The sequence below is a fragment of the Haloprofundus salilacus genome (assembly GCF_020150815.1).
Classification (GTDB): Archaea; Halobacteriota; Halobacteria; order Halobacteriales; family Haloferacaceae; genus Haloprofundus; species Haloprofundus salilacus.
The window spans coordinates 761,293-784,134 of record NZ_CP083723.1 but is presented as its reverse complement, the minus strand read 5'-3'; the positions used below and the strand labels follow the sequence as shown (position 1 = coordinate 784,134).

Annotated in this window: 34 protein-coding genes and 1 tRNA gene; 22 read left to right on the top strand and 13 right to left on the bottom strand. The window is 57.8% G+C overall.

Annotation, left to right across the window (positions count from 1 at the left end):
* Positions 1-19 precede the first annotated feature (19 nt).
* The 7 genes from LAQ58_RS04025 to LAQ58_RS03995 all read left to right on the top strand — a co-directional run bounded on the left by LAQ58_RS04025 (position 20) and on the right by LAQ58_RS03995 (position 3,614).
* Positions 20-511, top strand: coding sequence for a GNAT family N-acetyltransferase (locus tag LAQ58_RS04025; protein WP_317988541.1), 492 nt, complete (start codon positions 20-22; stop codon positions 509-511).
* Positions 512-522: 11 nt separating this feature from the next.
* Positions 523-596, top strand: a tRNA-Thr gene (locus LAQ58_RS04020).
* 105 nt (positions 597-701) lie between these two features.
* Entirely contained in the window at positions 702-1,283 is a 582-nt protein-coding gene (locus tag LAQ58_RS04015; RefSeq protein ID WP_224449335.1) for a hypothetical protein, read from the top strand.
* A gap of 197 nt (positions 1,284-1,480) precedes the next feature.
* Complete coding sequence (locus LAQ58_RS04010; protein ID WP_224449334.1) at positions 1,481-1,702, top strand: hypothetical protein; 222 nt, start codon at positions 1,481-1,483, stop codon at positions 1,700-1,702.
* Entirely contained in the window at positions 1,702-2,055 is a 354-nt protein-coding gene (locus LAQ58_RS04005) for a hypothetical protein (RefSeq protein ID WP_224449333.1), read from the top strand. The genes LAQ58_RS04010 and LAQ58_RS04005 overlap by 1 nt, the downstream gene beginning before the upstream one ends.
* 524 nt (positions 2,056-2,579) lie before the next feature.
* Complete coding sequence (locus LAQ58_RS04000) at positions 2,580-2,828, top strand: hypothetical protein (RefSeq protein WP_224449332.1); 249 nt, start codon at positions 2,580-2,582, stop codon at positions 2,826-2,828.
* Between the two features lie 339 nt (positions 2,829-3,167).
* Positions 3,168-3,614, top strand: a complete 447-nt coding sequence (locus tag LAQ58_RS03995; RefSeq protein ID WP_224449331.1) for an SPW repeat protein — start codon at positions 3,168-3,170, stop codon at positions 3,612-3,614.
* Between the two features lie 34 nt (positions 3,615-3,648).
* Here LAQ58_RS03995 and LAQ58_RS03990 read toward each other — a convergent pair whose 3' ends face one another.
* Complete coding sequence (locus tag LAQ58_RS03990; RefSeq protein WP_224449330.1) at positions 3,649-3,909, bottom strand: hypothetical protein; 261 nt, start codon at positions 3,907-3,909, stop codon at positions 3,649-3,651.
* Positions 3,910-4,516: 607 nt separating this feature from the next.
* On the opposite strand from LAQ58_RS03990, the gene LAQ58_RS03985 reads away from it, so the two are divergent.
* Together LAQ58_RS03985 and LAQ58_RS03980 are read left to right on the top strand one after the other, a co-directional pair.
* Positions 4,517-5,038, top strand: a complete 522-nt coding sequence (locus LAQ58_RS03985) for a hypothetical protein (RefSeq protein WP_224449329.1) — start codon at positions 4,517-4,519, stop codon at positions 5,036-5,038.
* A 192-nt stretch (positions 5,039-5,230) separates the two neighbouring features.
* Positions 5,231-5,719, top strand: coding sequence for a hypothetical protein (locus LAQ58_RS03980; protein ID WP_224449328.1), 489 nt, complete (start codon positions 5,231-5,233; stop codon positions 5,717-5,719).
* Between the two features lie 4 nt (positions 5,720-5,723).
* Here the strand turns inward: LAQ58_RS03980 and LAQ58_RS03975 are convergent, their stop codons facing one another.
* Together LAQ58_RS03975 and LAQ58_RS03970 are read right to left on the bottom strand one after the other, a co-directional pair.
* Positions 5,724-6,005, bottom strand: a complete 282-nt coding sequence (locus LAQ58_RS03975) for a hypothetical protein (RefSeq protein ID WP_224449327.1) — start codon at positions 6,003-6,005, stop codon at positions 5,724-5,726.
* On the bottom strand, positions 5,926-6,600 hold the full coding sequence (locus LAQ58_RS03970; RefSeq protein ID WP_224449326.1) for a hypothetical protein: 675 nt from the start codon (positions 6,598-6,600) through the stop codon (positions 5,926-5,928). The genes LAQ58_RS03975 and LAQ58_RS03970 overlap by 80 nt, the downstream gene beginning before the upstream one ends.
* A gap of 176 nt (positions 6,601-6,776) precedes the next feature.
* Between LAQ58_RS03970 and LAQ58_RS03965 the strand changes: the two genes are divergently transcribed.
* Positions 6,777-7,337, top strand: coding sequence for a hypothetical protein (locus tag LAQ58_RS03965; protein ID WP_224449325.1), 561 nt, complete (start codon positions 6,777-6,779; stop codon positions 7,335-7,337).
* A 15-nt stretch (positions 7,338-7,352) separates the two neighbouring features.
* Here the strand turns inward: LAQ58_RS03965 and LAQ58_RS03960 are convergent, their stop codons facing one another.
* The 8 genes from LAQ58_RS03960 to LAQ58_RS03925 form a co-directional block, all read right to left on the bottom strand.
* Complete coding sequence (locus LAQ58_RS03960; RefSeq protein WP_224449324.1) at positions 7,353-7,862, bottom strand: CARDB domain-containing protein; 510 nt, start codon at positions 7,860-7,862, stop codon at positions 7,353-7,355.
* Positions 7,863-8,411: 549 nt separating this feature from the next.
* Entirely contained in the window at positions 8,412-8,549 is a 138-nt protein-coding gene (locus LAQ58_RS03955) for a hypothetical protein (RefSeq protein ID WP_224449323.1), read from the bottom strand.
* Positions 8,550-8,596: 47 nt separating this feature from the next.
* Positions 8,597-8,956, bottom strand: coding sequence for a DUF7522 family protein (locus LAQ58_RS03950; RefSeq protein WP_484494508.1), 360 nt, complete (start codon positions 8,954-8,956; stop codon positions 8,597-8,599).
* 1,156 nt (positions 8,957-10,112) lie between these two features.
* Positions 10,113-10,748 (bottom strand): hypothetical protein, encoded by a 636-nt coding sequence (locus tag LAQ58_RS03945; protein WP_224449321.1) that lies wholly within the window; start codon positions 10,746-10,748, stop codon positions 10,113-10,115.
* Between the two features lie 486 nt (positions 10,749-11,234).
* Positions 11,235-11,387, bottom strand: a complete 153-nt coding sequence (locus tag LAQ58_RS03940; RefSeq protein WP_224449320.1) for a hypothetical protein — start codon at positions 11,385-11,387, stop codon at positions 11,235-11,237.
* Positions 11,380-11,637, bottom strand: a complete 258-nt coding sequence (locus LAQ58_RS03935) for a hypothetical protein (RefSeq protein ID WP_224449319.1) — start codon at positions 11,635-11,637, stop codon at positions 11,380-11,382. Before LAQ58_RS03935 ends, LAQ58_RS03940 begins: the two co-directional genes overlap by 8 nt.
* Positions 11,627-12,328 (bottom strand): HNH endonuclease, encoded by a 702-nt coding sequence (locus LAQ58_RS03930; RefSeq protein ID WP_224449318.1) that lies wholly within the window; start codon positions 12,326-12,328, stop codon positions 11,627-11,629. The genes LAQ58_RS03935 and LAQ58_RS03930 overlap by 11 nt, the downstream gene beginning before the upstream one ends.
* 107 nt (positions 12,329-12,435) lie before the next feature.
* Positions 12,436-12,576, bottom strand: coding sequence for a hypothetical protein (locus LAQ58_RS03925; protein WP_224449317.1), 141 nt, complete (start codon positions 12,574-12,576; stop codon positions 12,436-12,438).
* 202 nt (positions 12,577-12,778) lie between these two features.
* Here LAQ58_RS03925 and LAQ58_RS03920 point away from each other — a divergent pair, with 202 nt between their 5' ends.
* The 7 genes from LAQ58_RS03920 (at position 12,779) to LAQ58_RS03890 (ending at position 17,780) form a co-directional block, all read left to right on the top strand.
* The gene (locus tag LAQ58_RS03920; RefSeq protein ID WP_224449316.1) at positions 12,779-13,213 is read left to right on the top strand and encodes a hypothetical protein; all 435 of its coding nucleotides are present in this window, start codon (positions 12,779-12,781) and stop codon (positions 13,211-13,213) included.
* A gap of 199 nt (positions 13,214-13,412) precedes the next feature.
* On the top strand, positions 13,413-13,649 hold the full coding sequence (locus tag LAQ58_RS03915; protein ID WP_224449315.1) for a hypothetical protein: 237 nt from the start codon (positions 13,413-13,415) through the stop codon (positions 13,647-13,649).
* Positions 13,646-14,017, top strand: a complete 372-nt coding sequence (locus LAQ58_RS03910; RefSeq protein WP_224449314.1) for a hypothetical protein — start codon at positions 13,646-13,648, stop codon at positions 14,015-14,017. The genes LAQ58_RS03915 and LAQ58_RS03910 overlap by 4 nt, the downstream gene beginning before the upstream one ends.
* Positions 14,018-14,227: 210 nt before the next feature.
* Positions 14,228-15,121 carry an HNH endonuclease gene (locus LAQ58_RS03905; RefSeq protein WP_224449313.1) on the top strand — a complete coding sequence of 298 codons (894 nt, stop codon included), beginning with the start codon at positions 14,228-14,230 and terminating at the stop codon, positions 15,119-15,121.
* Positions 15,122-15,411: 290 nt separating this feature from the next.
* Positions 15,412-16,068, top strand: coding sequence for a helix-turn-helix domain-containing protein (locus LAQ58_RS03900; protein WP_224449312.1), 657 nt, complete (start codon positions 15,412-15,414; stop codon positions 16,066-16,068).
* Between the two features lie 70 nt (positions 16,069-16,138).
* Positions 16,139-16,498, top strand: coding sequence for a DUF7344 domain-containing protein (locus tag LAQ58_RS03895; RefSeq protein ID WP_224449311.1), 360 nt, complete (start codon positions 16,139-16,141; stop codon positions 16,496-16,498).
* Between the two features lie 370 nt (positions 16,499-16,868).
* Positions 16,869-17,780, top strand: coding sequence for a DUF7972 family membrane protein (locus LAQ58_RS03890; protein ID WP_224449310.1), 912 nt, complete (start codon positions 16,869-16,871; stop codon positions 17,778-17,780).
* A 237-nt stretch (positions 17,781-18,017) separates the two neighbouring features.
* Here LAQ58_RS03890 and LAQ58_RS03885 read toward each other — a convergent pair whose 3' ends face one another.
* Positions 18,018-18,209: a CopG family ribbon-helix-helix protein gene (locus LAQ58_RS03885; RefSeq protein ID WP_224449309.1), complete on the bottom strand. Its 192-nt coding sequence runs from the start codon at positions 18,207-18,209 to the stop codon at positions 18,018-18,020.
* Between the two features lie 98 nt (positions 18,210-18,307).
* On the opposite strand from LAQ58_RS03885, the gene LAQ58_RS03880 reads away from it, so the two are divergent.
* Together LAQ58_RS03880 and LAQ58_RS03875 are read left to right on the top strand one after the other, a co-directional pair.
* Positions 18,308-18,523 (top strand): hypothetical protein, encoded by a 216-nt coding sequence (locus LAQ58_RS03880; protein ID WP_224449308.1) that lies wholly within the window; start codon positions 18,308-18,310, stop codon positions 18,521-18,523.
* A gap of 592 nt (positions 18,524-19,115) precedes the next feature.
* Positions 19,116-19,481, top strand: coding sequence for a PadR family transcriptional regulator (locus tag LAQ58_RS03875; RefSeq protein WP_484494510.1), 366 nt, complete (start codon positions 19,116-19,118; stop codon positions 19,479-19,481).
* 209 nt (positions 19,482-19,690) lie between these two features.
* Here the strand turns inward: LAQ58_RS03875 and LAQ58_RS03870 are convergent, their stop codons facing one another.
* Positions 19,691-20,929, bottom strand: a complete 1,239-nt coding sequence (locus tag LAQ58_RS03870) for a site-specific integrase (protein WP_224449307.1) — start codon at positions 20,927-20,929, stop codon at positions 19,691-19,693.
* 262 nt (positions 20,930-21,191) lie between these two features.
* On the opposite strand from LAQ58_RS03870, the gene LAQ58_RS03865 reads away from it, so the two are divergent.
* From LAQ58_RS03865 to LAQ58_RS03855, 3 genes are all read left to right on the top strand, one after another.
* Complete coding sequence (locus tag LAQ58_RS03865; RefSeq protein ID WP_224449306.1) at positions 21,192-21,371, top strand: glycine zipper domain-containing protein; 180 nt, start codon at positions 21,192-21,194, stop codon at positions 21,369-21,371.
* Between the two features lie 179 nt (positions 21,372-21,550).
* Positions 21,551-21,745, top strand: coding sequence for a cold-shock protein (locus LAQ58_RS03860; protein WP_117592850.1), 195 nt, complete (start codon positions 21,551-21,553; stop codon positions 21,743-21,745).
* A gap of 148 nt (positions 21,746-21,893) precedes the next feature.
* Positions 21,894-22,568, top strand: a complete 675-nt coding sequence (locus LAQ58_RS03855; protein WP_224449305.1) for a class I SAM-dependent methyltransferase — start codon at positions 21,894-21,896, stop codon at positions 22,566-22,568.
* Positions 22,569-22,842 lie beyond the last annotated feature (274 nt).

The following is a 22,842-nucleotide window of genomic DNA, read 5'->3' as shown; positions in this document are numbered from 1 at the left end:
GAGTCGTAGACGACCCCCCGTGAACGTACAGATAGAACCGGCGAGGATGGACGAGGCAGCGCGTATCGCCGAGATGTGGGTGGCGCTCGCCGTCGGACAGCGCGAGTTCGGGTCACACCTCCACGCCGAGGAGAACCGCACCCAAATTCACGACGCGATTACGCGGCATATCGTCACCGGCGGCCTGTTCGTCGCGCGCGCGGACGACTCCGAACTCGTCGGCTTCGTTATGTTCGGACCGGAGACCGACGGCTACGCCCAGGACGTTTCTCGCGGCGCGATTCAGAACGTCTACGTCGAACCGCGCTTCCGAAACGATGGCGTCGGAACCGCGCTCATGGACGCCGCCGAGAGCGCCCTCGCCGACGCTGGTGCGGAGGTGGTCCGCCTCGAAGCGATGGCCGGAAACGAGGCTGCCCGGCGGTTGTACGAAAAACGGGGCTACCGCGTCCACCGCGTCGAGTTGGAGAAGCGTGTCGAAAACGATAATAACGCCCCGACGGACCGATAACTGACGGCTGTGCCAGGAGAGCATGGGCGGTTCATGCACTCGACTTGTAATCGAGACTTCGTGGGTTCGAATCCCACTCCTGGCTTGACAGTTCAGGTTCGAAGCCTGATTTAACTTTACTTTCTAAACCCTCCCGTACACCCTCGCGCGCAATACGCAGTTCTCCAGCGGAAGCAATGGGGTGTTCGGCGTGACTCGAGACTACGACGTCGCCCGGGAGATGGACGACGCGTACGACGAGGAGCAGGCACTCGGTGTGGCGTTCCGGAAGTTCGTCAACACCGTCGGCGGCACCAACGACGACGGCGAGGTCGGCGTTATCGAGGCCACGTACCACGCTCTCGACGAGATCGACTCGCTGCACAGACGCGTCCAGGAACTCGAAGCCGAGAACGAACGGCTGAACGAACAGCTCGACGCGCTCGGTGACATCGGCGCGGAGAAGACGACGAAGGAACAGAAGATTGCGGCCGTCGTCCGCTACGCCGACCAGAAGCGTGACAACAGCAACGACGTGATGCGCGTCACGCCCTCGGAGATCAAGGGCCTGCTCGACGTCTCACGCCGCTACTCGTACGACCTGGTCGACAGCATCGCGAGCGAGTTCGAGTGGGCACGCATCCGAGACGGGCGTCTCGAACCGACTGCGAAGGACGGCGGTGGCTCCCGTCGAATCAAGAAGGCGCTTGAGATAGACTTCGCGGGAGTTCACGGCGAACCCGTCCCTGTGAACAAGTTCACCACGGACATTCCGGAACGAGGGGTGGCGTAGACGTGCAGCCACTCGGCGGAAAACCACCGCCCTTGCACTCCACGAAACTACGGTTGGAGTAGCAGTTGTAAGCAAAGGTTGGTTAGCTGTGGGTAAATCGGCTGTTGCGTCGTTGTTGCGTCGCCTCAGCCGATTTCCGGTCGGTTCACACCGGCCGAAACCTGTGGTGAACCAGTTCACACGACACCGCGGTTCCGATGAATAAGACGAAACACACGACGACGAAGACGACGAACGAGATAGAAGACGACCTCAGCCTCGCCGGCCGACAGGTCGAATACACTGACGACGCCGGCGACGTCCACTGCGCCACCATCCGCGGGACACTCGTCGAGGGACGCGACTGTACGCGCGTGCTCCTCGGCCTCGAGGACGGCGAACGCGTCGAGACGACCGACGACCACGTGGAGATGCTGTGATGCAGGCAACCGCACCCGTCCAGCAGGAGGAGGATACCCGTGGAGATCGTCGCGACCGCTACCACAAACTCCTGGGGATCGTCGAACACAACACCGGCGGAATGCAGCGGTCGACCGTCTCCCTCGGCGCCGTCCTCACCGTCGCGAGTTACTGCGACATCCAGTCGCATAAGGCCAAATCGTCGCTGCAGGCCGCCGTCTCGAACGACGACCTCCTGGAGTTCGACGGCCGCTTCGCACGCACGGACACCGAGTCGCTGCGCGAGGTCCTCATCGAGGAGTCCGAACGAAAAAGCGCGAGGAGAGCACTTGTAAAACGATGTAACCGCCTACTCGAGGCTGGTGACCGATGACGTAAGACCACGAAGCGTTCATGTCTGAGATGGCTCTCGACGACGACGTCGTGCATCTCTTCATACTGGTCGCGATGCTCGTGGGGCGGCGGTCTGGTCAGGGCTAAGCAGGTGGTGTGTTGCCGATATTGGTTACTTGAACGAAAACTCTGTTCCACTACACTTTGGGCACGAATCTTGTCCGATCGGCTTTGGACCCATTGAGGAAAATGACAAAAGCGTACAGCCACATTCCCTGCAACAGATATTCCGCATCATAACAGTTCAATGAATATCATAGAATATCACGTTATCGGTTACTTCAATCTTACAGGTCACCCGATTTCATTCCGGAATTCGAAATTGGTTTTTACCGGTTATTTCCTGAAAGTATCTGAGTAGGTTTCAGCGACTGTGCTGAATAGATGGCGCAAATGCAGCATGAGGTTCTATTCGATTTGCGAAAGTGGTGATCGCTTTGTACAGGGGAAGCAGATACCGTATCTACCGACAGAGACAAGCTTAGCGGCACAGCATTGGTACATATGGCTGATTCTGACGAGCTACCGGACCCTGACTCTGATCTGGCTATCGAGCGAGGTGGAACCTACGACCACACCGAACACGGCCAAGTCAAAGTCCTGGGGATTTGGAAAGGAATCGAACAAGTAGACGAGGCTCGTCGCACCGATGAGAAGAACATCTTCATCGTCAGCTATTCCGCCGAAATCAATGGAGAACAGGTTGATGAACTCACCGATACGTTAGATGAGTTTCTCCAAGCGATCAACTGAATTTATTGCAGTCAATAAGCAATCTACTGAACGGGTGCTTCTTGGACGTGGAACGAACGAGGCCGCCGCGCTGAACTCATCCTCTGTATCTCGCACGGTGTTTCTAACACATCCTTGGTAGTTCACAGGGATGCTGCTGAATAGATAGCGCGTATCGGTCATCGGGGCGGCATCGAATGTGAGCGAATTGAATTGATCAGTACAGAGGCTCGCTTGATCAGCGCCGACATCGCATATTACATTGTTTAGCGGAGGGGAAGTTCCGCTTCTCCTCTACTGGCCGTTGCAAGTAGCGCGCTTACATCCATTGACAGCCTCCCAACAAGAGAGGAATCTGATATGAGTAACAATACTACGGAAGAGCGGTCGCGCAGCCAGAGCGCGAACCCGGACGAGAGCGGCAAGGGATTATCGGCAGTCATCGCGCTGCTTGGGCTGTGGATGGTGATTCAAGCGTTCGTGTTCGACATCACAGCCACGCAGTTCGGGAACGACGTCATCATCGGCGGCCTCCTGTTCGCCGTCGGCGCGTACAATTACTCCCGCCGATCGAACGAAAAGGTTGGAAGCATCGCTGCCGCTTCAGTCGCTGCGCTGTTGGGTCTGTGGCTCATCGCAGCGCCGTTCATGTTCGGCGCTGACGCGGGATTCACAGAGGCCACCAACGACTTGGCGTTTTGGAACGACATCATCGTCGGCCTCCTTGCGTTCGCCCTCGGTGCCTACAGTGCCTACGAGGCGCGCGAGGACCGCAAGCAAGCGGAAGCCCGAAGAACAGCAACCTGAGAGGGTTACCTGAAGGGCATCTTCGGATGCCACGCTAGTTGTTTTCGATCCACTCTTGTGCTAGCTGCTCTCGCCGATACGCTGCGACGTGATAGGTAGTAACGTGTACCGAATACGCAGCCGTCAGCGCCGCAAAGAGGCCGATAAGTGGGAGCGAACCGCCGTACACGATGCCGTTAATCAACTGGAGGAGCGCAAACAACGGAAGACCAAACGTGAAGATTCCGGTGCGGACGGGGAACTCGCGGGCCATTCGGAAGAATAGGTCCATCTGGTTCGTTCTCTTTATGGACATTATTTCCTCGACTCTACTCTCGGTGTCACTCTCACCGTCGGATATAGCCACTTCGAAATCCCCCGGTGGAAGAATTTCGCCGAGGAACTCTCGCTGAGGTCGATAGCGATAAGGTTGTCAACAAGACGAGAGTGCAGTATTACAACTGAGTTTGGGAAGTACGTACACCCCACTACCGGTTGTTTCGTCACCAAGAGCGCGAAGCGAATGATACTCGATTGGTGAGTACATCCTCTATATTCAGCACACTGTTCATATCAGTCATTGAGCGATTCAACAGAGCCTCTGGGGTTTATGTTGTGTGTGCTGGGACTACCTCGCGGAGTTCACACCAGCAAAGCTCCCCGGGGAGGACCGCGGTCGACACGAACCGTCGACGAATCAACTCACGTTTTCAGACATCTAACCCTTCGATTCACCCCCTATACCCCCTCAACGCATTCGATGCAACCCAAAACTTATGGCGATTTGACTATGTGGTCACACATAACCAACGGTCTTCTCGGGGAGACTGTTGTCCCACGGCCACGCGTACAATCCGGTCGTCGCCCCGAGGGGAACCGAGGACGGGCGGCGATTGTCCCGTAGCTCAGCATTTCTCGTAACCATGTCTCTCGCCGAACACACCCAGAGACCCCAGTCCACACTCCCGCGTACAGAAACGCCACCCGAACGCCCCGAAGACGCGTTCGAGCAGGCCATCTGGTACAACCACGAAATCTGTAACCACTGCTTCGAGCGGTGCAAACGGACACTCACGGGGCGCGTAACGCACACCGTCGGCTACCGGGACTTCGAGCACGTCGACCGTCTCCCGACTGCGGAGCGCACGGTCGCCGTCGACGAGACCGACGCGTACGGCTACCGGGACATCTACCGACCGAGCACCGCCTGCGGAACGTGCGGGTCGGTCCGGCTGACGGCAAACTCGGACATCCTCTCGACGCAGGAGCTCGTCGACCGCGTCCCTATGCTCGTCGACCGCATGGAGGAGGAAGGCTTCCGGATCGATGTCGAGGCGATCTATCGCTTCATCCGTCATGCGAAGTCACTGGAGTCGCTGCAGGGGAAAGACCGTGAGATCTTCGAGCGCGCCGTCAAGTTCGGCGTGGAGCGTGCCTACCGATGATCACCGACGCCCAGCTCACCGACTTCTCACCGAAAGACATCGAGATCGGCGACCACGTCGCGTTCGACTTCGCGCACGCTCGCGGTCATCAACGACCGCCAACTGGTCGGCAACCACTTCGAGAACTTCCAAGAGATCGTCTCCCGGAACGGCCTCATCTCGATTACTGAGTACGAAGAATACTCGAAGCCCGTGACGATCTGCTCGCCTGGACAGGTCGTCGAGCAGGCCGACTGGACGACGCTCGACGTCGAGCGGGACAAGGACACACGCGAGTACGCGAACTCAGTGACCGCCTACGGTGCTGAAGTCAACGGAGAACGCCTCATCGCGACGGCTGAATCACAGACCGAAATCGACGCGAACGGCGAGTTTCCTGCAGTCGTCTTCGAGACCGACATTGAAAACGAGGCTGACCTGGAGTCACTCGCTCGCACAGAGTTGGAGAGACGACTCACCTCGGATGCACTCGGGGGAAGCGTCGACGTCGCCCCGAAAGCATCGCTTGTCCCTAGGAAAGCGTACGAAGTCCCCGAATTAGACGGGCAGGTGCTAATGCTCGAACAGACGGAGTTCTCGGCGCGAGGGCAGTCGTCACAATCATTGGATTTCCGCGAGTCCGACGACCTCGCCGCAGCGCTCTCGTCGATTCGGTCGGACGTCCGCCAGACGAGAGGATAGGATGTTAGCGGAGTTTCGTCACGTCGACAATATCGAACCCCCAGCGGGCGATGGGGCCGTCCGTCTTGTCCCACCGGATGACGTCCTCCCACGTTTCGAGGTCTGAGAGCTTCTTCGTACGCGATTCGACGAGCGTTTCGTACTGCGGGTCTTCCTCTCCGTCACCCCCGCTGACTAGGACGCGTATCGAACCTTCGACCTCTACCTCAACGGCGAACGGGTTGTCGTTCTGGACGGTGAACTCTATCTCGAACCACGTCTCGTCCGAGTTGGAGGGGTGGTGCATTATTCTCAGACTCGTCGTCGACGCGTCGCGACGGGTCGGGCGTTGGGCTCGGGGTAGGGGTTGGTGTCGATGTCGTAGTTGGTTCGGGCGTCGACGTTGGCGCGAACGTCTCGACCGGCGTGCTCGTCGCCGTCGCAGTCGACTCGGGCGTCGGCGTCACCGTACACGCGTCGAGGTCGGTGTTCGGGCGCTCGTGCTCGCCACCCTCGCTGTTCTGAACGATGGTCGTCTCGATGACTGCCCCGCCGTCAGTCGCGAAGGCCTCCGAGCCGCTGTAGTCGCCCTGGTGGATCGTCGACTCACCGTCGACGTGGACGAGCATGACGGTGGTGTACGAATCTGCTGTTACGTCGACCTCGTCGCAGGCGTTGTAGAGAATCGTCGCCGAGAACGACGGTTCGGGCGTCGCCGTCGCGGTGGCAGTGACGCCATCGACGATCGACGTCTCGTTCGCACTGCTCTTCGTTCCGTTCGCTGCTGAGTCGTTCGTCGATGCGGAGACGTCACCGTTGGTGTTGATATTCAGGACGTACGTGCCGCTCGCGCCGGCAGCTAACGCGCCACCGCCAAGGTAGAGGAGGTCTCGGCGTTTCATGATTCAATTTCGAATCTATCATAAAATAAGTGTTTTATCAGGAATGATGGATTCTGCGGAGCGATGACCGCCGCGGTGGCCCGCCGGGCGTGAGCGCTGTCGGGCACTGATTCATGATTCACTCACTTGCAATAGCGACAGGTACAGCTCTCGACCAACTCGATCCGGCCGAACCTATGACGATCCTCGCCCCGATCGTCTCGCTGCTCGCGACGGTCGTCCTCTTCTACGGCGTCGGCGCGAAGGGCCTCTCCCGGGAAACGGCCTTCTGGCGCACGCTCCGGTCAGTCCTCCCCGTTGTCGACGACGAGGCCCGCGAGGCCGGCTTTCACACGACCTACGAACTCTCCGAGCGCGAGCACGTCGGTGTCCTGGACCTCGGCGTCGACGGCGCCGAGGAACTGCTCACCGGTCTCGGCGGTATCCCGACGCTGCTCGCCGCGCACAAGACGTCGCCCGACGGTCGTCCCGAGGTGGGTTCGTGGGGCTTCTTCGGCTACTGCCCGTGGTTTAGCCGACTCTCGCGACCGGCGCAGTTCGCGCTGATGCTCGTCGCTCCGAAGCAACTGCACATCATGCTCTTCGAGCGCGATGACGGCCGCGTCGATGTCTACGCGCACTACGAGTGGTCGCCGTACAACCCGTTCGTCGCGCTGTGGCATCTCCGCGGCCGCGGTCTCGATATCGACGAGGGTGTTCGACGAGCGCGAAAGAAGCTCGGGCTGTGCCAATCATAGTGTAGAAAGAGCGGCTCAGAACCAGTCAAACCACTGATTCTCGCAATTTTCCCCCCACTTATCCCAGAACCCTGCCTCGGGGTCAATGCAGACATCATACTCGACGTCGACCGTCGTTGACGTGACATCGTGAATATCGCCGTCTCCATCTTCGACAGTGATTGTGAGGTCGTATTCTCCGTCCGCAGTTGCGCCTTCTGCAGCATCGATAGATATCGGCATAGTGGTCTCGCTGCCGCCACTGAGATTCTGAACACGGAGGGTCGATCCGTCCTCAACGCCGAGCTCCTCGTCAGCGTTGTGGACGACAATCTTGACGGTTTCAACTGTCTGCTTTCCAGTGTTCTTCACCGTCACATTGATCTGGCCCGATTCGCCCGCGTCGAGCGCACGATCTCCGTCGACGGTGACCGTTAGGTGGTCACCGAGGGGCGCATTCCCGTTGCCGTCTCCGGGAGCCGCAGCCGCAGGCGCTGTCACGAGGACTAGAAGGACGACGAGAAGCACCGAAACCTGTTTTCTCATTGTCTGGTAACAACGCCTTCCTATCATCATAAAATTATGTGTGTTTGAAAATATATTCTAAGAATTAAATAATCGAAGAGCCACCCAACGCGTTCATATCATGACAAAAAATATATAATACGCGTCCTTACCTCTGCGTGCGTGGCCCAAGCAGTGGACCCCATCCCATTGCACTAGACATCCTGGGCCGCGCCTTGAGGGTTTTCCGTACTTTCGGGTGAGAGCGAGTGTACTGTGGACAAATGATATTGTCCACAGTGACGCTCTCAATCCACGGCCATCAGCACTATCGTCATGAATCGTAACTAGTCCGGCATGGTTGACCGGGTCTTCCTTCGCTGTCGGTGCTGCGGGAGACATGGTCTCGGTCAACGAACCCGGGCTGGAAGACTCGTCCCGATCGGCTCGAAAGGCTGCCCCCGCTGCGGAGAGTCGGAGTTTGATGTCGTCGGGTTATAGTCGTGAGGCCCACTGTTTCCGCTGGAACACACCTCGTTACGAGTGAAATTGAGACACCGGGGCCGCAAGTGAAAATCAGGCGTTTCGAGGCTACAGCAAACCGAGTTCGTCGAGTCGGTCGTGGAACTCCTCGGGAGACATCTCCTCAATCGCCTCGACGCCGTCGATGACGACGAGCAGGTAGTAGTCTTGTTCTTCTTCGCTGTCCAGCCGAGGTCGTGGTCGCACGTGTAGCCGAGCACGGGATAAATTCGTCCTCTGTAGCGCTGTCTAACTCAATTGTCAATTTGTTGGATGCATTCGGAAGTGAACCGGTTCAGGTTTCGCGCTGCATCCGGTTCCAGTGAGACGACGATCCCACGCTGTTTGCCCATGGGGAAGTGCATGATGATGGCGCTCTCGAAGCGCCGGACGGTGACATAGAGCTCTCCAAAAGGAAACGAGCGTTCCTCGGCTGCAAGTGATTCAGGCTTCAGCCGTGCAAGCATCCGATCGATTTCACTCAGTAGTCGTTCTTCCCGGAGATCTTCTCTGAGGTAGAGGACGTCGTTTTCGTCATCGTCGTACTGCAGCACACCGCGAAGGTAACGCCCAGATCGATCCTCAAGATAGTTGAGTAGGTCAGTGGTCCCCATATATTCGAAATAGGGACGCCTGCGGCTAAACATTATTCTATCCTGTAAATTATGTTTCCAAAACAATATCTCTGAAGTGGCAGCGCTGGTGTTGCGAAGAAATGTTAACATAATAACAACAGTCGCGGAGAGTAGACAGTGCAAAAGCCTATTCTCCTCCTCGTGGCCCTCTCTCTTGGTTGTCGGCGCTGAGGAAGGGGTGCCTCTATTCAGGGGGGAGATTGAACAGGCCCGGTGCCTCGGTGTCGACAGCCGCGCCACACACGAGGGCCTCTGTCCCACTCCTCCCCCTCGTTTTGGAAGGCACTGGACGGCGTTAACGGCTAAGGTTCACATCTGAATATTGTTACAAGAGGTTCATCGAAGAGTGTCGTAGAAGGGATGGGCTGTTCCGAGGTCGACTCCCTTGTCCACAGCGCATGATTCAAAAGGTGGCCTCAGGCCGTGCAGCGGCGTTTTCCGTACTTTTCATCCTTGAAAGACTTTACTGTGGACAAACATCCTTCTACACACTAGCTAAACTTCACCTTCAACATTAACGCAGCGTAGCTATCGTATCGCCCTGTGACACGCTAGTGATGCAGCGTTGTTTGCTCCGATGCGAACGTTGCGGTAACTATGCACCCGGTCGACAGACCAAAGACGACCGACTCGTCCCGCTCGGGTCGAAGGGCTGTCCCGGCTGCGGTGGTTCTGAGTTCGTGGTCGGCGGGGCAACCCCATGAGGCGCCCAGAAGACCTACATCAGACTGTCATTTCTAAGTATTCGTAGGGGTCTTCAGTCCCGCTGACGTCTTCAGTCCAAATCCGCCAGTAGGCCCCCGCAACTCTTTCCATACCTCATAGAGACGTTCGCGTATGAACTCACCCAAATCTTAACGTCACGAACGGCGATACGAAGGGTGGCGCGAGTACACCGACAAAGGAACTGACTACGTTGAGCGCTTCGACAAAGAGGCGATGGTGAGCGTCCGCCTAGAGCTCGACGACGTCCCCGACGAAGTGATCGAGTATCGCCTCGACGTCTCCAAGAGCGCCGCGCTCGCGACGGCGAGTAGACACCCCACCGTTTCCGCTGCAAATCCTACATCGGGGCGACAAAGCCGGGCTCTGGTTCGGTGAGCTCGGCAGTGATCTCCGCCAGTGGATGATACTCTCACAGAGGAATTGTCTCGGGATCTGGTGTTGGTGTTGAAAGGTCAACATCACCCACCTCCCAAATCGCCGACGTACCCGCATACTGTATTTTAAGCTGCGGCGTTTGCTCGGACTTGATAACGCCGATAACCCAACCTGTTACCTTCGAATCAGCGTCAATGCTCGGGCGCATGGACCCTACCGGATACGTCTCTAACTTCGCTCCATTTACTCCGAGTTGGTAGCTGTAATCGTACCTCGGTCCCACATCAGGGTAGTGTCCTCCCTCACCGGACCCATAGACGCGGATATCGTTGATACCCACAGTATAGACCACACCGTCTTCTTCCTCTAGTGTCTCGTAATTCCGGGAGTTAACACCGGGGGCATCCTGCTCGGTTACGTCAGTATTGTGGGCCTTAATTTTGAATAGTGCAAAGATGCCGTTTGAAGGTGATGTTATCTCATTGCCGTCCATCGTCGCAGTCTCGCTAGTCATCGCGTCTGTAACGGTGACCTCAACTTCACCGTAATTGACTGTATCTCCGAGCGAGTGCGTCCCGCCACCTAGAGTGTTCGCAAGCTGGTCGACCTGTGACGAGCAACCAGTAAGTAGCGTCATGCCGGTGGCCGCGAGAAAGGCACGTCGATGCATGCTCTTCGGTTGTTAGTCGGATACGAAATAAACATCGGACTTAATGACTGTTCACCCGAGTTGGAATTCTTGAAGTTTTCGTCGGCTGGTATTCGACGTGGCTCTCGACGAGGTCAGATGGCTTCGACTGGTTGCATCCAGACTTCCGGGACGTGTGAAATCAGCTACTCAGAAGAGAACACATCAAGTCTGTTTTGTCTACACATATAAATGACTAGTTCTAACAAGTCTCGTAGTCCTAAACACTTAGGCACATAACTAATACTCGTACGGCGACCACTCAGTAGTGGCGAGTGACGCTCCCCCGAGCAAGCGCTCGTCAGAGGCACCCTCAAAAGGTGGTGTGTCAGACCTGAGAGGAACGCAGTGGTGTGTCAGAACCTACGTCTTCTCTGGGAGGTCCCTATCTCCCTATCAATGGAGAGTATGTCCTTTTGATATAAAATTATCTAAGTGTGTGCTTCTTTGCCACTATAGCGAGTATACTCATTCGTAGCTGTTGAGATTCTCTTGGTGGACCGAGCGGGACGTCTGCTCATCGCGACGTTTCTTCTGGCACTTCTCGCATAGTGGCTCGCCGGCGAGCGTCCTCGACGAGGTCGTGACGCCGCAGCGCTGGCAGCCGTCGGAGTCAGTCATCGTCTTGCACCTCGTACGGGTCCGGCGCGTCGGCGTACACTTCTTCGAGGTCCTCGCAGATCCGTCGCGATGCCCTGATGAGTCGCTCCATCTCCTCGCCGTCGACGGCGCCGCGGCCTCCCGCGGCGATCCACTGCATATCGTTGACGAGGTCGTCCATCTCCAGGGCATTCGAGCGGAGCTGGCGTGTGTGGTCGACGAGGTCGCAGTACTCGTTCATCCGGTCGACGGCGTCTCGGTCAGCGCTCATCGGGGAGTTCCCTCCGTGCGTTTTCGAGTTCCCCAATGGCGTGTTTGATGGCGCCGTGGCGTGTTTCGGTGTCGACGTCCTCATAGTCGGAGAGAAGCGACCGCGCGTTCGCAACGGCAATTTCGTCATCGGTAGGACTTACGTCATCGTCACCTGCGAAATCGGCGAGTATCGTCCACGACTCGTCGATACCAATGAACGCCCGTGATGCTTCTTCGGTGAGTTCTTCCTGCGACGGTTTGTCCTCTACAAGCGAGTTGACCCACGCCCGGACATCATTGCTGAATAGAAGTTCTTCCCGACTGTCGACACCGATCAGCGCAAGTTGTCGCGTCGGTTCAAGCCGTTCGAGTTTCTTGTGACAGGCAACACACACCGTCACAAGATTCGTCTCTGCGTGGATATCGAGGTCGTCTGGGATGGAATCCTCGGGAATGATATGGTGAACGTGATGCCGACGTCCACTTTTTGATTTCTTACGTCCACAAACACGGCAGGAGTGCTCATCGCGACGGCGAACACAATTGGAAACCGTTCTCCAGCGCCAACCGCGAGTAGCGACGCCGCCTTTCCAGTTCGGGTGGTCTTCACCGTACGCGACGACGTGTTTCGCTTGGCAGCTACCGGTACAGTACCTGCGTTTGTCCGAACGGTGGGCCTCAAAAAGTTTCGCCGCAACCCTCGCACTCAATCTCAATTCTGAATTGAGAGCGCATGTCGTGAACCATCAACGCATGTTGGTTGGCTCCCTGGCGAGTATCGAACATGCGTGAACAGCCGTCGGCTGGACACTCGTGCTTAGGCACCCTCCTCCTCCCGGGCGGCGTCAGCATCCTCGATGAGCCGCCAGATAACATCTTCGTAGCTCTCTCCGCGCTTCTTGCGGTCGAACAGTTCGTCTGCCAGTTCGTTAGACACGCGGATTGAGGTATCCGACATGTCCACCGTTTCGGTGTTGGTAGGCATATAGTTGTTCCAGATCGACATTATGTCTACGATGTCATAAACCTATACAGTAGATGAAGATGCATACATGCATACATTTAATAGGGCGGCCCCTGTACATGGTAGTAGAGAGCGCGGGACTGCCGAGAAATCGGCCGGTGCTAGAGACACCGACCGCGCTTTCGCCTAAGAAAGCATGTTCACGAAATCGCCTAACGCACAAGAACGTACCGGCAACGCGCTCCCGGTCGACACGACGACCGGCATCCGCGACGACCACACCCAGTTCGTCGACCTCTCCTCGCCCGAGTGGCTCGACGCCGACTCCCTCAAGGAGATGCGACTCCCCGACGACGACCCCACCGACGGCGAGGTCCGCGTCTACGCCGTCGCCCGCATCAACGGTGTCTTCCAGGACTTCGAGGCCGACAAAGAAAGCGAGGGCGCGTGCGTGCTCTACGTCACTGCCGACGACAGCCACGCCGTTGAAGTCGAGTACCCGCACACCTACGCCGACGAGTACGACGGCCTGTTCCGCGAGTACCACGTTAACGTCAACGAGCTGACGAAGAAGAACCCGAGTGACGCTGCGGCGAGCGTGCTCGCGCTCCACGAGGAGGACTCGGCATGAACACGTTCCGCGGCCACGACCGCGAGCAGTGGTGCCCCGAGTCCCGGCGGTACCGTATCTCGTGCGCACACCTCGGAGGCGACAACTGATGGGCGAGCCCGCCACCATCAACAGCTACATCTGCACGCCGTGCGGTCGCCGGTTCAAATCGTTCGAGGCGCTGAAAGACCACGAGTGCGACGGCGAGGAGGACGCGTAGATGGCCATCCCGGGCAAGTTGGCCGAAGATGAGTTCCGCATGGCCGTCGCCGAGGCCGTCGGCGCCGAGCAAGATATCCTCAAGACGCTCGGTCGCGACTGGTCCGACTCCGACAACGTCCAGACGCGACTCCCCACCGACCCGAACGAGATCGGCGTCGTCGACGACCAGGGCGAAGACGATGAGAAACTCCCGGACTTCGACGAGTTCTGCGCCGACCAGGAGGCGAGCGCATGAGCGAACATCTCGCCCAGTTGGCCGAGCGTCGCGCGGCCGAAGAGGACGAGATCGTCCGCGCGGTCGCGGCTGGCCCCGTTGACTTCGTCGAGGCGATCAAGGCCGAGGCGCGAGCCGAAGCCTATCGGACGATGGCCGAGGACGCGCGTCGCGAGTCGTCGAGAGTGCGCGATGTGACCGTGGAGTATACGCCCGCGAGCGCCCCACGACGGCGACTCGTCTTCGAGTCCGACCCGATTGCGGGGCGTACACTTCGCGAGGACGAATGGACAGGCTGCAACTGGCGCACGGTCGGGCGCGAACCTGTCCGCGACGTCGACGTCGAGGAGCACGTGGTGCGCGGTCACGAGGCGTTCCAGGCGCCATGAGGTCGTTCTCCGACCGGTCAACTCACTTCGAGATCGTCCGCTCGCAGACGCCCGTCTCGGTCGACGGGTTCGCGCTGCACGAACCGACCGGGGAGGTTCGCTGTTGCTCATGTAATGAGCAAGCACTTAACGTGGATGAAATCCCACATAAAAAAGACTGTCCGCAAAGATTTGTCAAATCCCACTGGTGGGCCAAGCACCTCGCAAACGATGAGTGACGTAATCGACCACACAGACAAGGAAGCCCTCAAAGAGCTCTACTACGGCGAAGGGCTATCCGTGAACGAAATCGCAGATAGGTCTGCCGTCACGTACCCAACAGTCATCCACTGGATGGATAAGCATGGTATCGAGCGACGGTCGCAAGGTGGGGGAAAGCACGAGAACACCCCCTGGAGAGACGAACCTCGTCTGCGCCAGTTGCATCACGAAGAGGAACTTACAGTGCCTGAGATAGCGGAGGAATTGGACACCACCGACACCACCATCCAAACATGGCTACGCCGTCACGATATCGAAAACCAGACGAACGACATCAAGCGACGGCGGCGAATGTGGGCCGATCCCGAGGAATTGCGGCGACTGTACCACGATGAGGAGCTGAGTCTTCGAGAGGTTGGAGAGGTGTTCGGAGTAGATCGGGACCGTGTTCGGTCAGAGATGGATCGGCACGGAATTCCGCGCCGGTCTCGCCTCGTCGCGGTGCGCAACACGTACGCTACGTTCCGTATAGATGATGCTGGATACGAGGGTTGGTCATCGAGGCATCGTGGGAAATATGAGTTTCTCCGAGTCCACCGATTGCTTGCCATCGCGAAAGGCTACGACGCTCACAAGGTCTTTTCTGGGGACTACCACGTCCACCACATCAACGGCGTCAAGTGGGACAACCGCCCCGACAACATCGAGCTTCTAAAGCATAGTGAACACACCAGATACCACCATCAGAAGTTAACCGGACTCGACCGTCTCCGAGTAGCTGAACTCTATGAACATGGCAAAGAGGCGAGCTACACGATCGGGAGGCAGTTTGGCGTCAGCAGCAACACGGTGTTAGAGATTCACCGAGAGTTCTTCGGAACACCTGTCTCCACGGCAGAGTAGCGAGAAGACGTCTTTTTGGCCTTGTTGAAACCCTCACGCGGTGATAGGTTTCAGAAGCCGTGCTGAATACAACGCGCGTGTCGGTCACTCGCCCTTCTCGGCCTTCGGTGTTACGTACAGAGGGAGATGGTAATGACCTCGGATACCGTATCGGTGATCCCACTGTTTGGGTCAAGAAGTACCTGGCACCGATTCTTGGGCCGAGAGATTATGCGTCCAGGCACAGTTGCGTCATGAACACGGTACGATCAGTACCAGACCTTTACAGCTGGAAGCCAACGGCATGGACGATGGCTACTGAGGCGACGTTCACGGTTCCGTCAGACCAGTTCCCCTTGGGGACAGTGTTCCACCAACTGCCGAACGTGAATGTTAAGCTGGAGCGACTGATTCCCGCACAAGACGTGGTGATCCCCTACTTCTGGGTGCGGGGAACCAAAGTCGACGACATCGAGAGCGCGTTCACCGAGCACCCAGGCGTGAAGGAGATTCGGCTCGTTGACTCTGTTGAAGACGAGTACCTGTTACGCGTCGAGTGGGCGCTGGACTACAACGACGTGCTAACCATACTGGCGGAGACAGAGGTTCCACTGATCGAGGCCACCGGTACAAACCAACAGTGGACGTTCGAGATCCGCGGTGATGATCGAAGTAACATCGCCGCCTTTCAACGACGGTGTCGAGAGCTTGAGATCCCGATCACGTTGACGAAGTTGCACGCACTTACGCCGGTTGAGACGGCGACTGAAGGCGTCCTCACTGACACCCAGCAAGAGGCGCTGGTGCTTGCCTACGAGCGTGGCTACTTCGAGTCACCCCGCGAGGTCACGTTGGCAGACCTCGGCGAGGAACTCGGCATCTCACAGCAGGCCGTCGGCTCCCGCCTCCGAGGGGGGTTCAAGCACGTCCTCGGGAACACGCTCTCCGCCCTTACAGTCCGATCCTAATTGGATACTTAAAACTGGTTTGTATATGAAAAAGTCAGTGTGATTGTCGTCCGTCGTCTGCAGTAGTATAATGAGTGAGGATTCTATCGCCTTCGACTCGGTACTCGACCTCTGTCAAAACCAGCACCGTCGGATCGTACTTGGGACGCTCGCAGAAGAACAGCGGTCATTAACGCTCAACGACCTTACGAAGATCATCCTCAAGTACAATCATCATATGCCAATTACAGAGGCGTCTGGGGATGTACTAACAGAGATTCGCCTCTCGTTATATCATGTCCACCTCCCGAAGTTGGCCTCGGAAGGACTCATCAACTATGATCCTGAGAAAGAGCTCGTGGAACCGACCGAGAAATTAAATCAGGTGCAGCCGACCCTGTCTACTATCCTTGATGCCGATTCCTCGCTCGAAGCGCCGATGAAACTGTAGTGTCGATCAACCGCTCTCAATCCTCGTTCATCCGATCGTTTCGATGTGGGAATGAAGACGGCGGACAATACATATTCGTACAATACGGCTGATTTAGCACAAATTGATTGGAACAAATGATCGAGGATTGCTGAACTTATTCTCTGTATCTTGCACGGTGTTTCTAACACATCCTTGGTAGTTCACAGAGATGCTGCTGAATAGAGGGCGCGTATCGGTCACCGGGTCGGCACTCGATATGAGCCAATCGAGTCGCTAGTAGGGGGAAGACAAAGATCGTTCGTAATTGGAGAATCAAATCCTAATGCAGAGAGAAGGTGGGAGAGGCACCCTACCTTTTCCGGCTGACCCACGAAGAACCAATCAACGAATGGACGACCGATTCAGCCGATGGCTGCTCCTCTCCGGACATCGATTCAGCGTCGCCACTGGCATACTCTTCGCCATGGCTGTGGTGGTGCTTATCCCTCTCTTCTCACGGTTCGCCATCCGCAGTCTCACGCCGCTGTTGTATATTGCGAGCGCATTGGTCGGGGGAAATATTACGCTCATCACCCTTGTGGTCGCGATCAGTCAAGTGATTCTCTCCCAAGAACTGGAGTCACCGGGGTCGCTCCGAGACGAGGTTGGCCGAACAGCCGACTACCGGCAGGCAGCCCTCGCCCAGCCAGCACCCCCGACCGATCCAGGCGACTTCCTGCAACAGCTCCTTCAGCAGACCCAAGAACGTGCCGGTTCGCTCGCGGAACTCCTCTCTGACTCCACCACCGAACCTAGTACCCACCTTATCGATGAACTACCTGAGGAATGTGCCAAGGTGAGCGAGCAACTCAAGACAGCATCGGATAAGCTCTCTTCGGTGATCGTTCCCCTCCTCGGTATCGAATACGCGACCTACATTCAGGACTGTCATCAGCTCGAGTCGGCTTACGGGGGAGGTGATCATGAACAGCTGCTTTCCACACTCGATGCTTTGAGCGCGGATTTGAAGAATCTCGATATTGCTCGACAGTACTTTACAACTATATTCATGAAGGAAGAACTCGCGAAGCTCTCTCGATCCCTCTTGTATGTCGGTATACTGGCTGTTCCTCTCCCAGTCGCGTTACTCATCCAGATTGCTTCCTATCCCACAGCGGCTGCCCCTATGCCAGTGGTAGTCGTCTTCACTCTTCTGACGGTTGTGGTTGGCCTCATCCCTCTTGCGCTCCTGATAGCGTTTATCCTCCGGGTAGCTACGGTGGCCCAGCATATCGCGTCGATCGCTCCATTCATGACGTAGCGACAACCACGACTGGAGATTGATTTCGTTAACGTCCGAGAGGACGAGTTAGTTGAATCACTCCTAGCCAGAGAGCACGGATTTCGGGCAGTAAGAACGTTCTACTTCATGGTTGATTCAGCGTAGAGAATACGAAACAATCGAGTCTCCATGATGGATTCAGCCTCTCTATTCAGTACGCACCATCTGTCAGCGACGGAAGGTTTTCAACAGAGCCGTTTTTGAGAGACCGCGACCTTAGTCAGCCGTCGCTATCGTCGAGGTCTCCGAGATACTCCCGTTTCCCTCTACATACTCCTCCATGAGTCCGCGAATGACGTGGCTCCGAGACGCGTCCCGAGGAAGCTCTCCTGCCGCCTTCTTAGCAAATATGATGTCGTCAAAATCTTCGAGAAGTTCGTCTGGTACCGTAATCCCGGTATTAGCCATACCCATACTTGGTAAATTGGTAGTCTAAAACATTACCCCAAGACCAGCATACCAAGCTACCAAACATTTATGCTGGTAACTTACCAAGCTGGTAGTGAATGGCGACGCCGACAATCAGCATGGGCGATGAGTTCCTCAAATTCGCTGAAGACCGGCGGCACGCCAGTGTGTCCCGGAGCCAGCATTTCAGAGAAGCACTGCTCGTGCGCTATCTCCTCGAAGACGAGGACGTGTGGGAAGACACGCTACAGCGCGCGCAGAGACAGTGGCCCGCTTACAGGGCAAATACCGCGAGGAACGAAGCCGACGCCTGAATTCCACGAGACGCATCGCTCGCCAACTAATCGCGCCGGTCCGTTGCAGCGGACCGGCAATCGCAAAACCCCAAATCGCATGCAAACCAACGCAGTCAGCAACCAAAGTAACGCACATCCTACGGCGCAGAAACCAGTTATTGACACCGTCACGTCGGCGGCGAAAGCAACGTCAGACGCCGGAAACGGAACTAACGGAAACAACACCCTCGGACCTATTAGCGTACCACTTTCAGTTTCAGCTAGCTTGGCGGGCGTATTTACGCTCTGCCAAGTAAGGAATGCAATAGGGTCGCGCCGGTTGATACACCGCAAAGTGTCCCGGTGTCATCATCACCGGGACGGCGTGCCCTCTCCGAAGGAGGCTAAATCGCCCTGAGGGCACATCACGAGCTTAGAATCCCGAGATATTCAATCCCCCGACGTTCCGCGCGCAAAAGGACAACTCCGGCCAAACATCTACGGTTGGCCGTGGCACTCCGAGAAACTCCTGCGCGAGGGACTCGAACGCAACGACGGTCATGTCGCCTCGCTCGCCGAAGAGTGGGACTGCACCGAAGCGACGATTTACCGGTACATCGGCCGCCACGAAATCGACCTCGACGACGTCCGCGGTGTCGATCGTGGTGACGGCCTCGTCACCGACGGGGGTCGCGACGTCTCCGGGTCGGACCTCACGAAGTTCCAGGACCGCTGTCTCGAAATCATCATCGACGAGGCGCGTTACGGGCTGGGCATCAAGCGCGAGCTTGAGGACTACTACAGCGAGGATGTCAACCACGGTCGCCTCTACCCCAACCTCAACGACCTCGTCGCGATGGGTCTCGTCGAGAAGACCGAACTCGACAAGCGGACGAACCTCTACACGGCGACCGAGCTTGGCGTCCGGGTTAGGAACGAAGACGCTGACTGGGTCGAGGAGCGTCTCACCGTCGCCATCGACGAGGAGGTGGCGTAGATGCGCCGCGCGACTGACGAGATACAAGAATACTACAGAGAAAACCGAGATTCGCTGGAGCGAGTCCTTCGGCACAGTAGTAGTCCACACGCTCGGGCGTGCGCCTGGGCGATTATCGACCGGGCATGTGAGGACCCAGAGATCGAAGACCTCGAACGAGAGCTGGACAAGCTCAAGAGCGAACGGAGGGCCACGGCATGACCGTAGACTCAGCGGTCGTCGAGGAGTCGTCGAATCTGCGTCTGCAGTTCGGGATTGTCCTCGATTACGGACATGACCTGCTCACGCTGCTCGACGTCTTCGAGCAGCGAGGGGTTACGCTGCGCGAGTCCGATGATCGCGCGCTGGACCTTCCGCTCGTCCGTTTTGAGTGTCTCGACGGCATGGGGGTCAAGCGCTTGCTCGCACCAGACACAGAACTCCTTGTCGCGAGGCGTCTGTTTGTCGCACCGCGGGCACGTGACCGGGCCGATCGGCTCAGGCTCCTCTTCGGAGACGTCGAGGCCGTGGATCTTCGCGAGTTCGTTAACAGCTGCGTCGCCGAAGACGGCGACGTATCGGGAGGCAACATTACTCCCTCGAACCCAGCCGTGATGCTCTTCGAGGTGTGCCTGCGCCATGCCCTTCGAGGCGAGGTACGACGCGCTCGACTTGCGGAAGTTCGTGAGGGTGACCGGACGCGTGACCTCAGCGCGCTCCGCAGCCGACTCGAACGCCTTCTTGAACATGTTCCACGAGAGGTCGTCGACCGAGTGCAACTTCGACCACAGCGGGGCGTCGGGATCGTCACGCCCGGGATGGTCGGAGAGCCAGCGCTGGAGGTAGGGAACGCTCGGGATGAGTGTGATTGTCCGCTGGCCGGTCTTGCCGTCGACGGTGATACGGAGGCCGTGCTTGTGGTCGGTGATGTCACCAACGCGGAGGTCTCGGAACTCTCCGCTTCGCGCGCCGGCGTCCCAAGCGACGGCGATCATCGCAGCGTCGCGAGCGTTGTACGTCGCGTCGATCATCGGCAGGATGTGTTCCTCCCAGTGGAGCATGTTCCGGGGGTTGGGCTTCGGGTCGTAGCTCTTGGACGTCCCACTGGGAACCCAGTCGATGCTCTCGGGCGGTTCCTCACCGTTCTCGTCAGTAACACGCCGTCCGAAGACGCGGAATGCGACACGGTAGTCGCGGTTGGTCTCCTCGTTGTCGTAGGTCCGGTTAATCCAGCGGAGAATGTCCTCGGCGGCTTCGCGCTCCTCGAGGGCGGCCGCGAGTCCGCCGACCTCCTCGGCCATTCGCACACAGTGGCGCAGGAGCTTGTCGTGGCGTGCGTCGGTGTACTTGGTCTTCAGGAGGAACATCTCGTCGCTGAAGCCGAACAGGACGTCCCTGTCGGCCTCAGAGATGTCGTCGCTCGTCTCGATACGCTCGCGCAACCGGTCTACGCGCTTCCCGTGGTCCATCAGTCAGAGACTCACAATGTCTTTATAAAAATGTGCCTCCGGGATTCTAACCTGGGGATTGATTCCCACTCCTGGCTCTTCTCACCCGAGCGCAGCGAGGACGTGTGAGTGAGACGGTGAGATTCGAATCAGGGAGCGAAGCGAGCACCGCGAGCGGAACGACCGTGGTTCGAATCCCGCTTCCGACTCGTTCTGTGCCCGAACGGACGTGAGACCGCGTTGACCGCTACTGTTATCTCGAAATCCGAAAAACCGACGAGTAATGACCCCGACGAGCGAAGAGGACAGTCCACAGCGGAACAACGGTGCGGCGATGGCGCTCGGACTACTACTCGGTGTCGCCATCGGCGTCGCGCTGGACCAGTTGGCTATCGGCGTCGCTCTCGGAGTGGTCTTCGGTGTCGCGTTCGATGCGAACCGGTCTCGGAAACGGCGAGAGTAGCGAAGCGACTTCCGTTCGGTCGAGCCAACCGTAACGAATCGGTCGACCCACAGACGGATAGTCCCCCCCTCACCGATTTAACGGAGGTTAGAAGGGCCATAAAAGCGTCTAAATCGGTGAATCGCATTCTCCACTCCCTCAAAAGGGTTATCAGTAGGTAGCGACTCAGTGTATATGCAATGGCGAAAGGTACGGTTGACTTTTTCAACGACACAGGCGGCTACGGATTCATCGAGACAGAAGATGCGGACGACGACGTGTTCTTCCACATGGAAGACGTCGGCGGCCCGGACCTCGAAGAGGGACAGGAAGTGGAGTTCGACATCGAGCAGGCCCCCAAAGGCCCGCGCGCGACGAACGTCACCCGACTGTAATAACCGAACGTCGCTCGGCATCGATTCTTCACTGAACCACCCATTTTTAGCGCCAACTCCGCGAGCGGGTCGCTTCGCGCTTCGAGCGCCGGCGGAACCGAACCGGACGGAACCGGGTACTTAACCGCGCGGGCGGTCACCTTCGCATATGAACCCCGACGAGATCCGTCAGCGGTGGGCCGAACGCTCCGGTGAGTTCTCCCCGGACTACTACGCCTACTACGGTCCGAACGAGTCCAGCGAGGCGATTCGTCGGTGTATCGACGCCGAACCCGGGTCGAACGTCTCGATTCTGGAACTCGGCTGTAGTTCGGGTCGACATCTCGCGCACCTCTATGATCACGGCTACCGGAACCTCCACGGTATCGACGTCAACGAGGAGGCGATGACGGTGATGCGGCAGGTGTACCCCGAGCTCGCGGCGGCCGGAACGTTCTACATCGACGCCATCGAGAACGTTGTCACTGAGTTCGACGACGACGCGTTCGACGTCGTCTACTCGATGGAGACGCTCCAGCACATCCATCCGGAGAACGGGTGGGTGTTCGACGAACTCGCGCGCGTCACGAGCGAGCGCCTCGTCACCGTCGAGATAGAGGGGAAAGCCCACGACGGTGACGAGACGGTCGGTGAGTCCGAGACCCCCGAGGAGTTCGACCCATGTGCGTATCCTGACCAGCCCGAGGTGAACTACGTCAACGACGAGTTCCCGCTGTACTATCGACACTGGGGGCGAGTCTTCTCGACGCGGGGGTTCACCGAAACGGCGTCCGAGCGGCTCAAAAACGACACGCTGCGCCTGTTCCGTCGCACACCCGAGTAGTCAGCTTCGTTCGACTGCCCAGCGCTGGCTCCGCGTCGGCGACGGCGTCGAGAAGGTGTGTCAGGATGTCGCGGCGCTTCCGCGGCGCGACGATGTGTGCAGTAGTTCGTTGTGCAAGAGTTTACTGCACGTTGATACCTATTCGGGAGCGTTAAATAGTTGTGTCAGACGTGCGCACGACGCACGTCGTCGAGGTGGCGAGTCGACGAGTTGCACCGTCTTTCGCTCTCTCGCCGACGCGCGGAGTTGCTGGGACGTCGACTGACGTTCACGC

What these genes read in the sequence shown, in the direction of transcription:
- LAQ58_RS03965 (WP_224449325.1), top strand. Translation starts at nt 6,777, where the DNA reads ATGACGATCCTCGCCCCGATCGTCTCGCTGCTCGCGACGGTCGTCCTC.
- LAQ58_RS04000 (WP_224449332.1), top strand. Translation starts at nt 2,580, where the DNA reads ATGGCTGATTCTGACGAGCTACCGGACCCTGACTCTGATCTGGCTATC.
- LAQ58_RS04010 (WP_224449334.1), top strand. Translation starts at nt 1,481, where the DNA reads ATGAATAAGACGAAACACACGACGACGAAGACGACGAACGAGATAGAA.
- LAQ58_RS03925 (WP_224449317.1), bottom strand. Translation starts at nt 12,576, where the DNA reads ATGTCGGATACCTCAATCCGCGTGTCTAACGAACTGGCAGACGAACTG.
- LAQ58_RS03920 (WP_224449316.1), top strand. Translation starts at nt 12,779, where the DNA reads ATGTTCACGAAATCGCCTAACGCACAAGAACGTACCGGCAACGCGCTC.
- LAQ58_RS03995 (WP_224449331.1), top strand. Translation starts at nt 3,168, where the DNA reads ATGAGTAACAATACTACGGAAGAGCGGTCGCGCAGCCAGAGCGCGAAC.
- LAQ58_RS03940 (WP_224449320.1), bottom strand. Translation starts at nt 11,387, where the DNA reads ATGACTGACTCCGACGGCTGCCAGCGCTGCGGCGTCACGACCTCGTCG.
- LAQ58_RS03950 (WP_484494508.1), bottom strand. Translation starts at nt 8,956, where the DNA reads ATGGGGACCACTGACCTACTCAACTATCTTGAGGATCGATCTGGGCGT.
- LAQ58_RS03960 (WP_224449324.1), bottom strand. Translation starts at nt 7,862, where the DNA reads ATGAGAAAACAGGTTTCGGTGCTTCTCGTCGTCCTTCTAGTCCTCGTG.
- LAQ58_RS03855 (WP_224449305.1), top strand. Translation starts at nt 21,894, where the DNA reads ATGAACCCCGACGAGATCCGTCAGCGGTGGGCCGAACGCTCCGGTGAG.
- LAQ58_RS03970 (WP_224449326.1), bottom strand. Translation starts at nt 6,600, where the DNA reads ATGAAACGCCGAGACCTCCTCTACCTTGGCGGTGGCGCGTTAGCTGCC.
- LAQ58_RS03990 (WP_224449330.1), bottom strand. Translation starts at nt 3,909, where the DNA reads ATGTCCATAAAGAGAACGAACCAGATGGACCTATTCTTCCGAATGGCC.
- LAQ58_RS03865 (WP_224449306.1), top strand. Translation starts at nt 21,192, where the DNA reads ATGACCCCGACGAGCGAAGAGGACAGTCCACAGCGGAACAACGGTGCG.
- LAQ58_RS03880 (WP_224449308.1), top strand. Translation starts at nt 18,308, where the DNA reads ATGGCGACGCCGACAATCAGCATGGGCGATGAGTTCCTCAAATTCGCT.
- LAQ58_RS03905 (WP_224449313.1), top strand. Translation starts at nt 14,228, where the DNA reads ATGAGTGACGTAATCGACCACACAGACAAGGAAGCCCTCAAAGAGCTC.
- LAQ58_RS03900 (WP_224449312.1), top strand. Translation starts at nt 15,412, where the DNA reads ATGGCTACTGAGGCGACGTTCACGGTTCCGTCAGACCAGTTCCCCTTG.
- LAQ58_RS03910 (WP_224449314.1), top strand. Translation starts at nt 13,646, where the DNA reads ATGAGCGAACATCTCGCCCAGTTGGCCGAGCGTCGCGCGGCCGAAGAG.
- LAQ58_RS03860 (WP_117592850.1), top strand. Translation starts at nt 21,551, where the DNA reads ATGGCGAAAGGTACGGTTGACTTTTTCAACGACACAGGCGGCTACGGA.
- LAQ58_RS03945 (WP_224449321.1), bottom strand. Translation starts at nt 10,748, where the DNA reads ATGCATCGACGTGCCTTTCTCGCGGCCACCGGCATGACGCTACTTACT.
- LAQ58_RS03985 (WP_224449329.1), top strand. Translation starts at nt 4,517, where the DNA reads ATGTCTCTCGCCGAACACACCCAGAGACCCCAGTCCACACTCCCGCGT.
- LAQ58_RS03935 (WP_224449319.1), bottom strand. Translation starts at nt 11,637, where the DNA reads ATGAGCGCTGACCGAGACGCCGTCGACCGGATGAACGAGTACTGCGAC.
- LAQ58_RS03890 (WP_224449310.1), top strand. Translation starts at nt 16,869, where the DNA reads ATGGACGACCGATTCAGCCGATGGCTGCTCCTCTCCGGACATCGATTC.
- LAQ58_RS04005 (WP_224449333.1), top strand. Translation starts at nt 1,702, where the DNA reads ATGCAGGCAACCGCACCCGTCCAGCAGGAGGAGGATACCCGTGGAGAT.
- LAQ58_RS03885 (WP_224449309.1), bottom strand. Translation starts at nt 18,209, where the DNA reads ATGGCTAATACCGGGATTACGGTACCAGACGAACTTCTCGAAGATTTT.
- LAQ58_RS03895 (WP_224449311.1), top strand. Translation starts at nt 16,139, where the DNA reads ATGAGTGAGGATTCTATCGCCTTCGACTCGGTACTCGACCTCTGTCAA.
- LAQ58_RS03870 (WP_224449307.1), bottom strand. Translation starts at nt 20,929, where the DNA reads ATGGACCACGGGAAGCGCGTAGACCGGTTGCGCGAGCGTATCGAGACG.
- LAQ58_RS03975 (WP_224449327.1), bottom strand. Translation starts at nt 6,005, where the DNA reads ATGCACCACCCCTCCAACTCGGACGAGACGTGGTTCGAGATAGAGTTC.
- LAQ58_RS03915 (WP_224449315.1), top strand. Translation starts at nt 13,413, where the DNA reads ATGGCCATCCCGGGCAAGTTGGCCGAAGATGAGTTCCGCATGGCCGTC.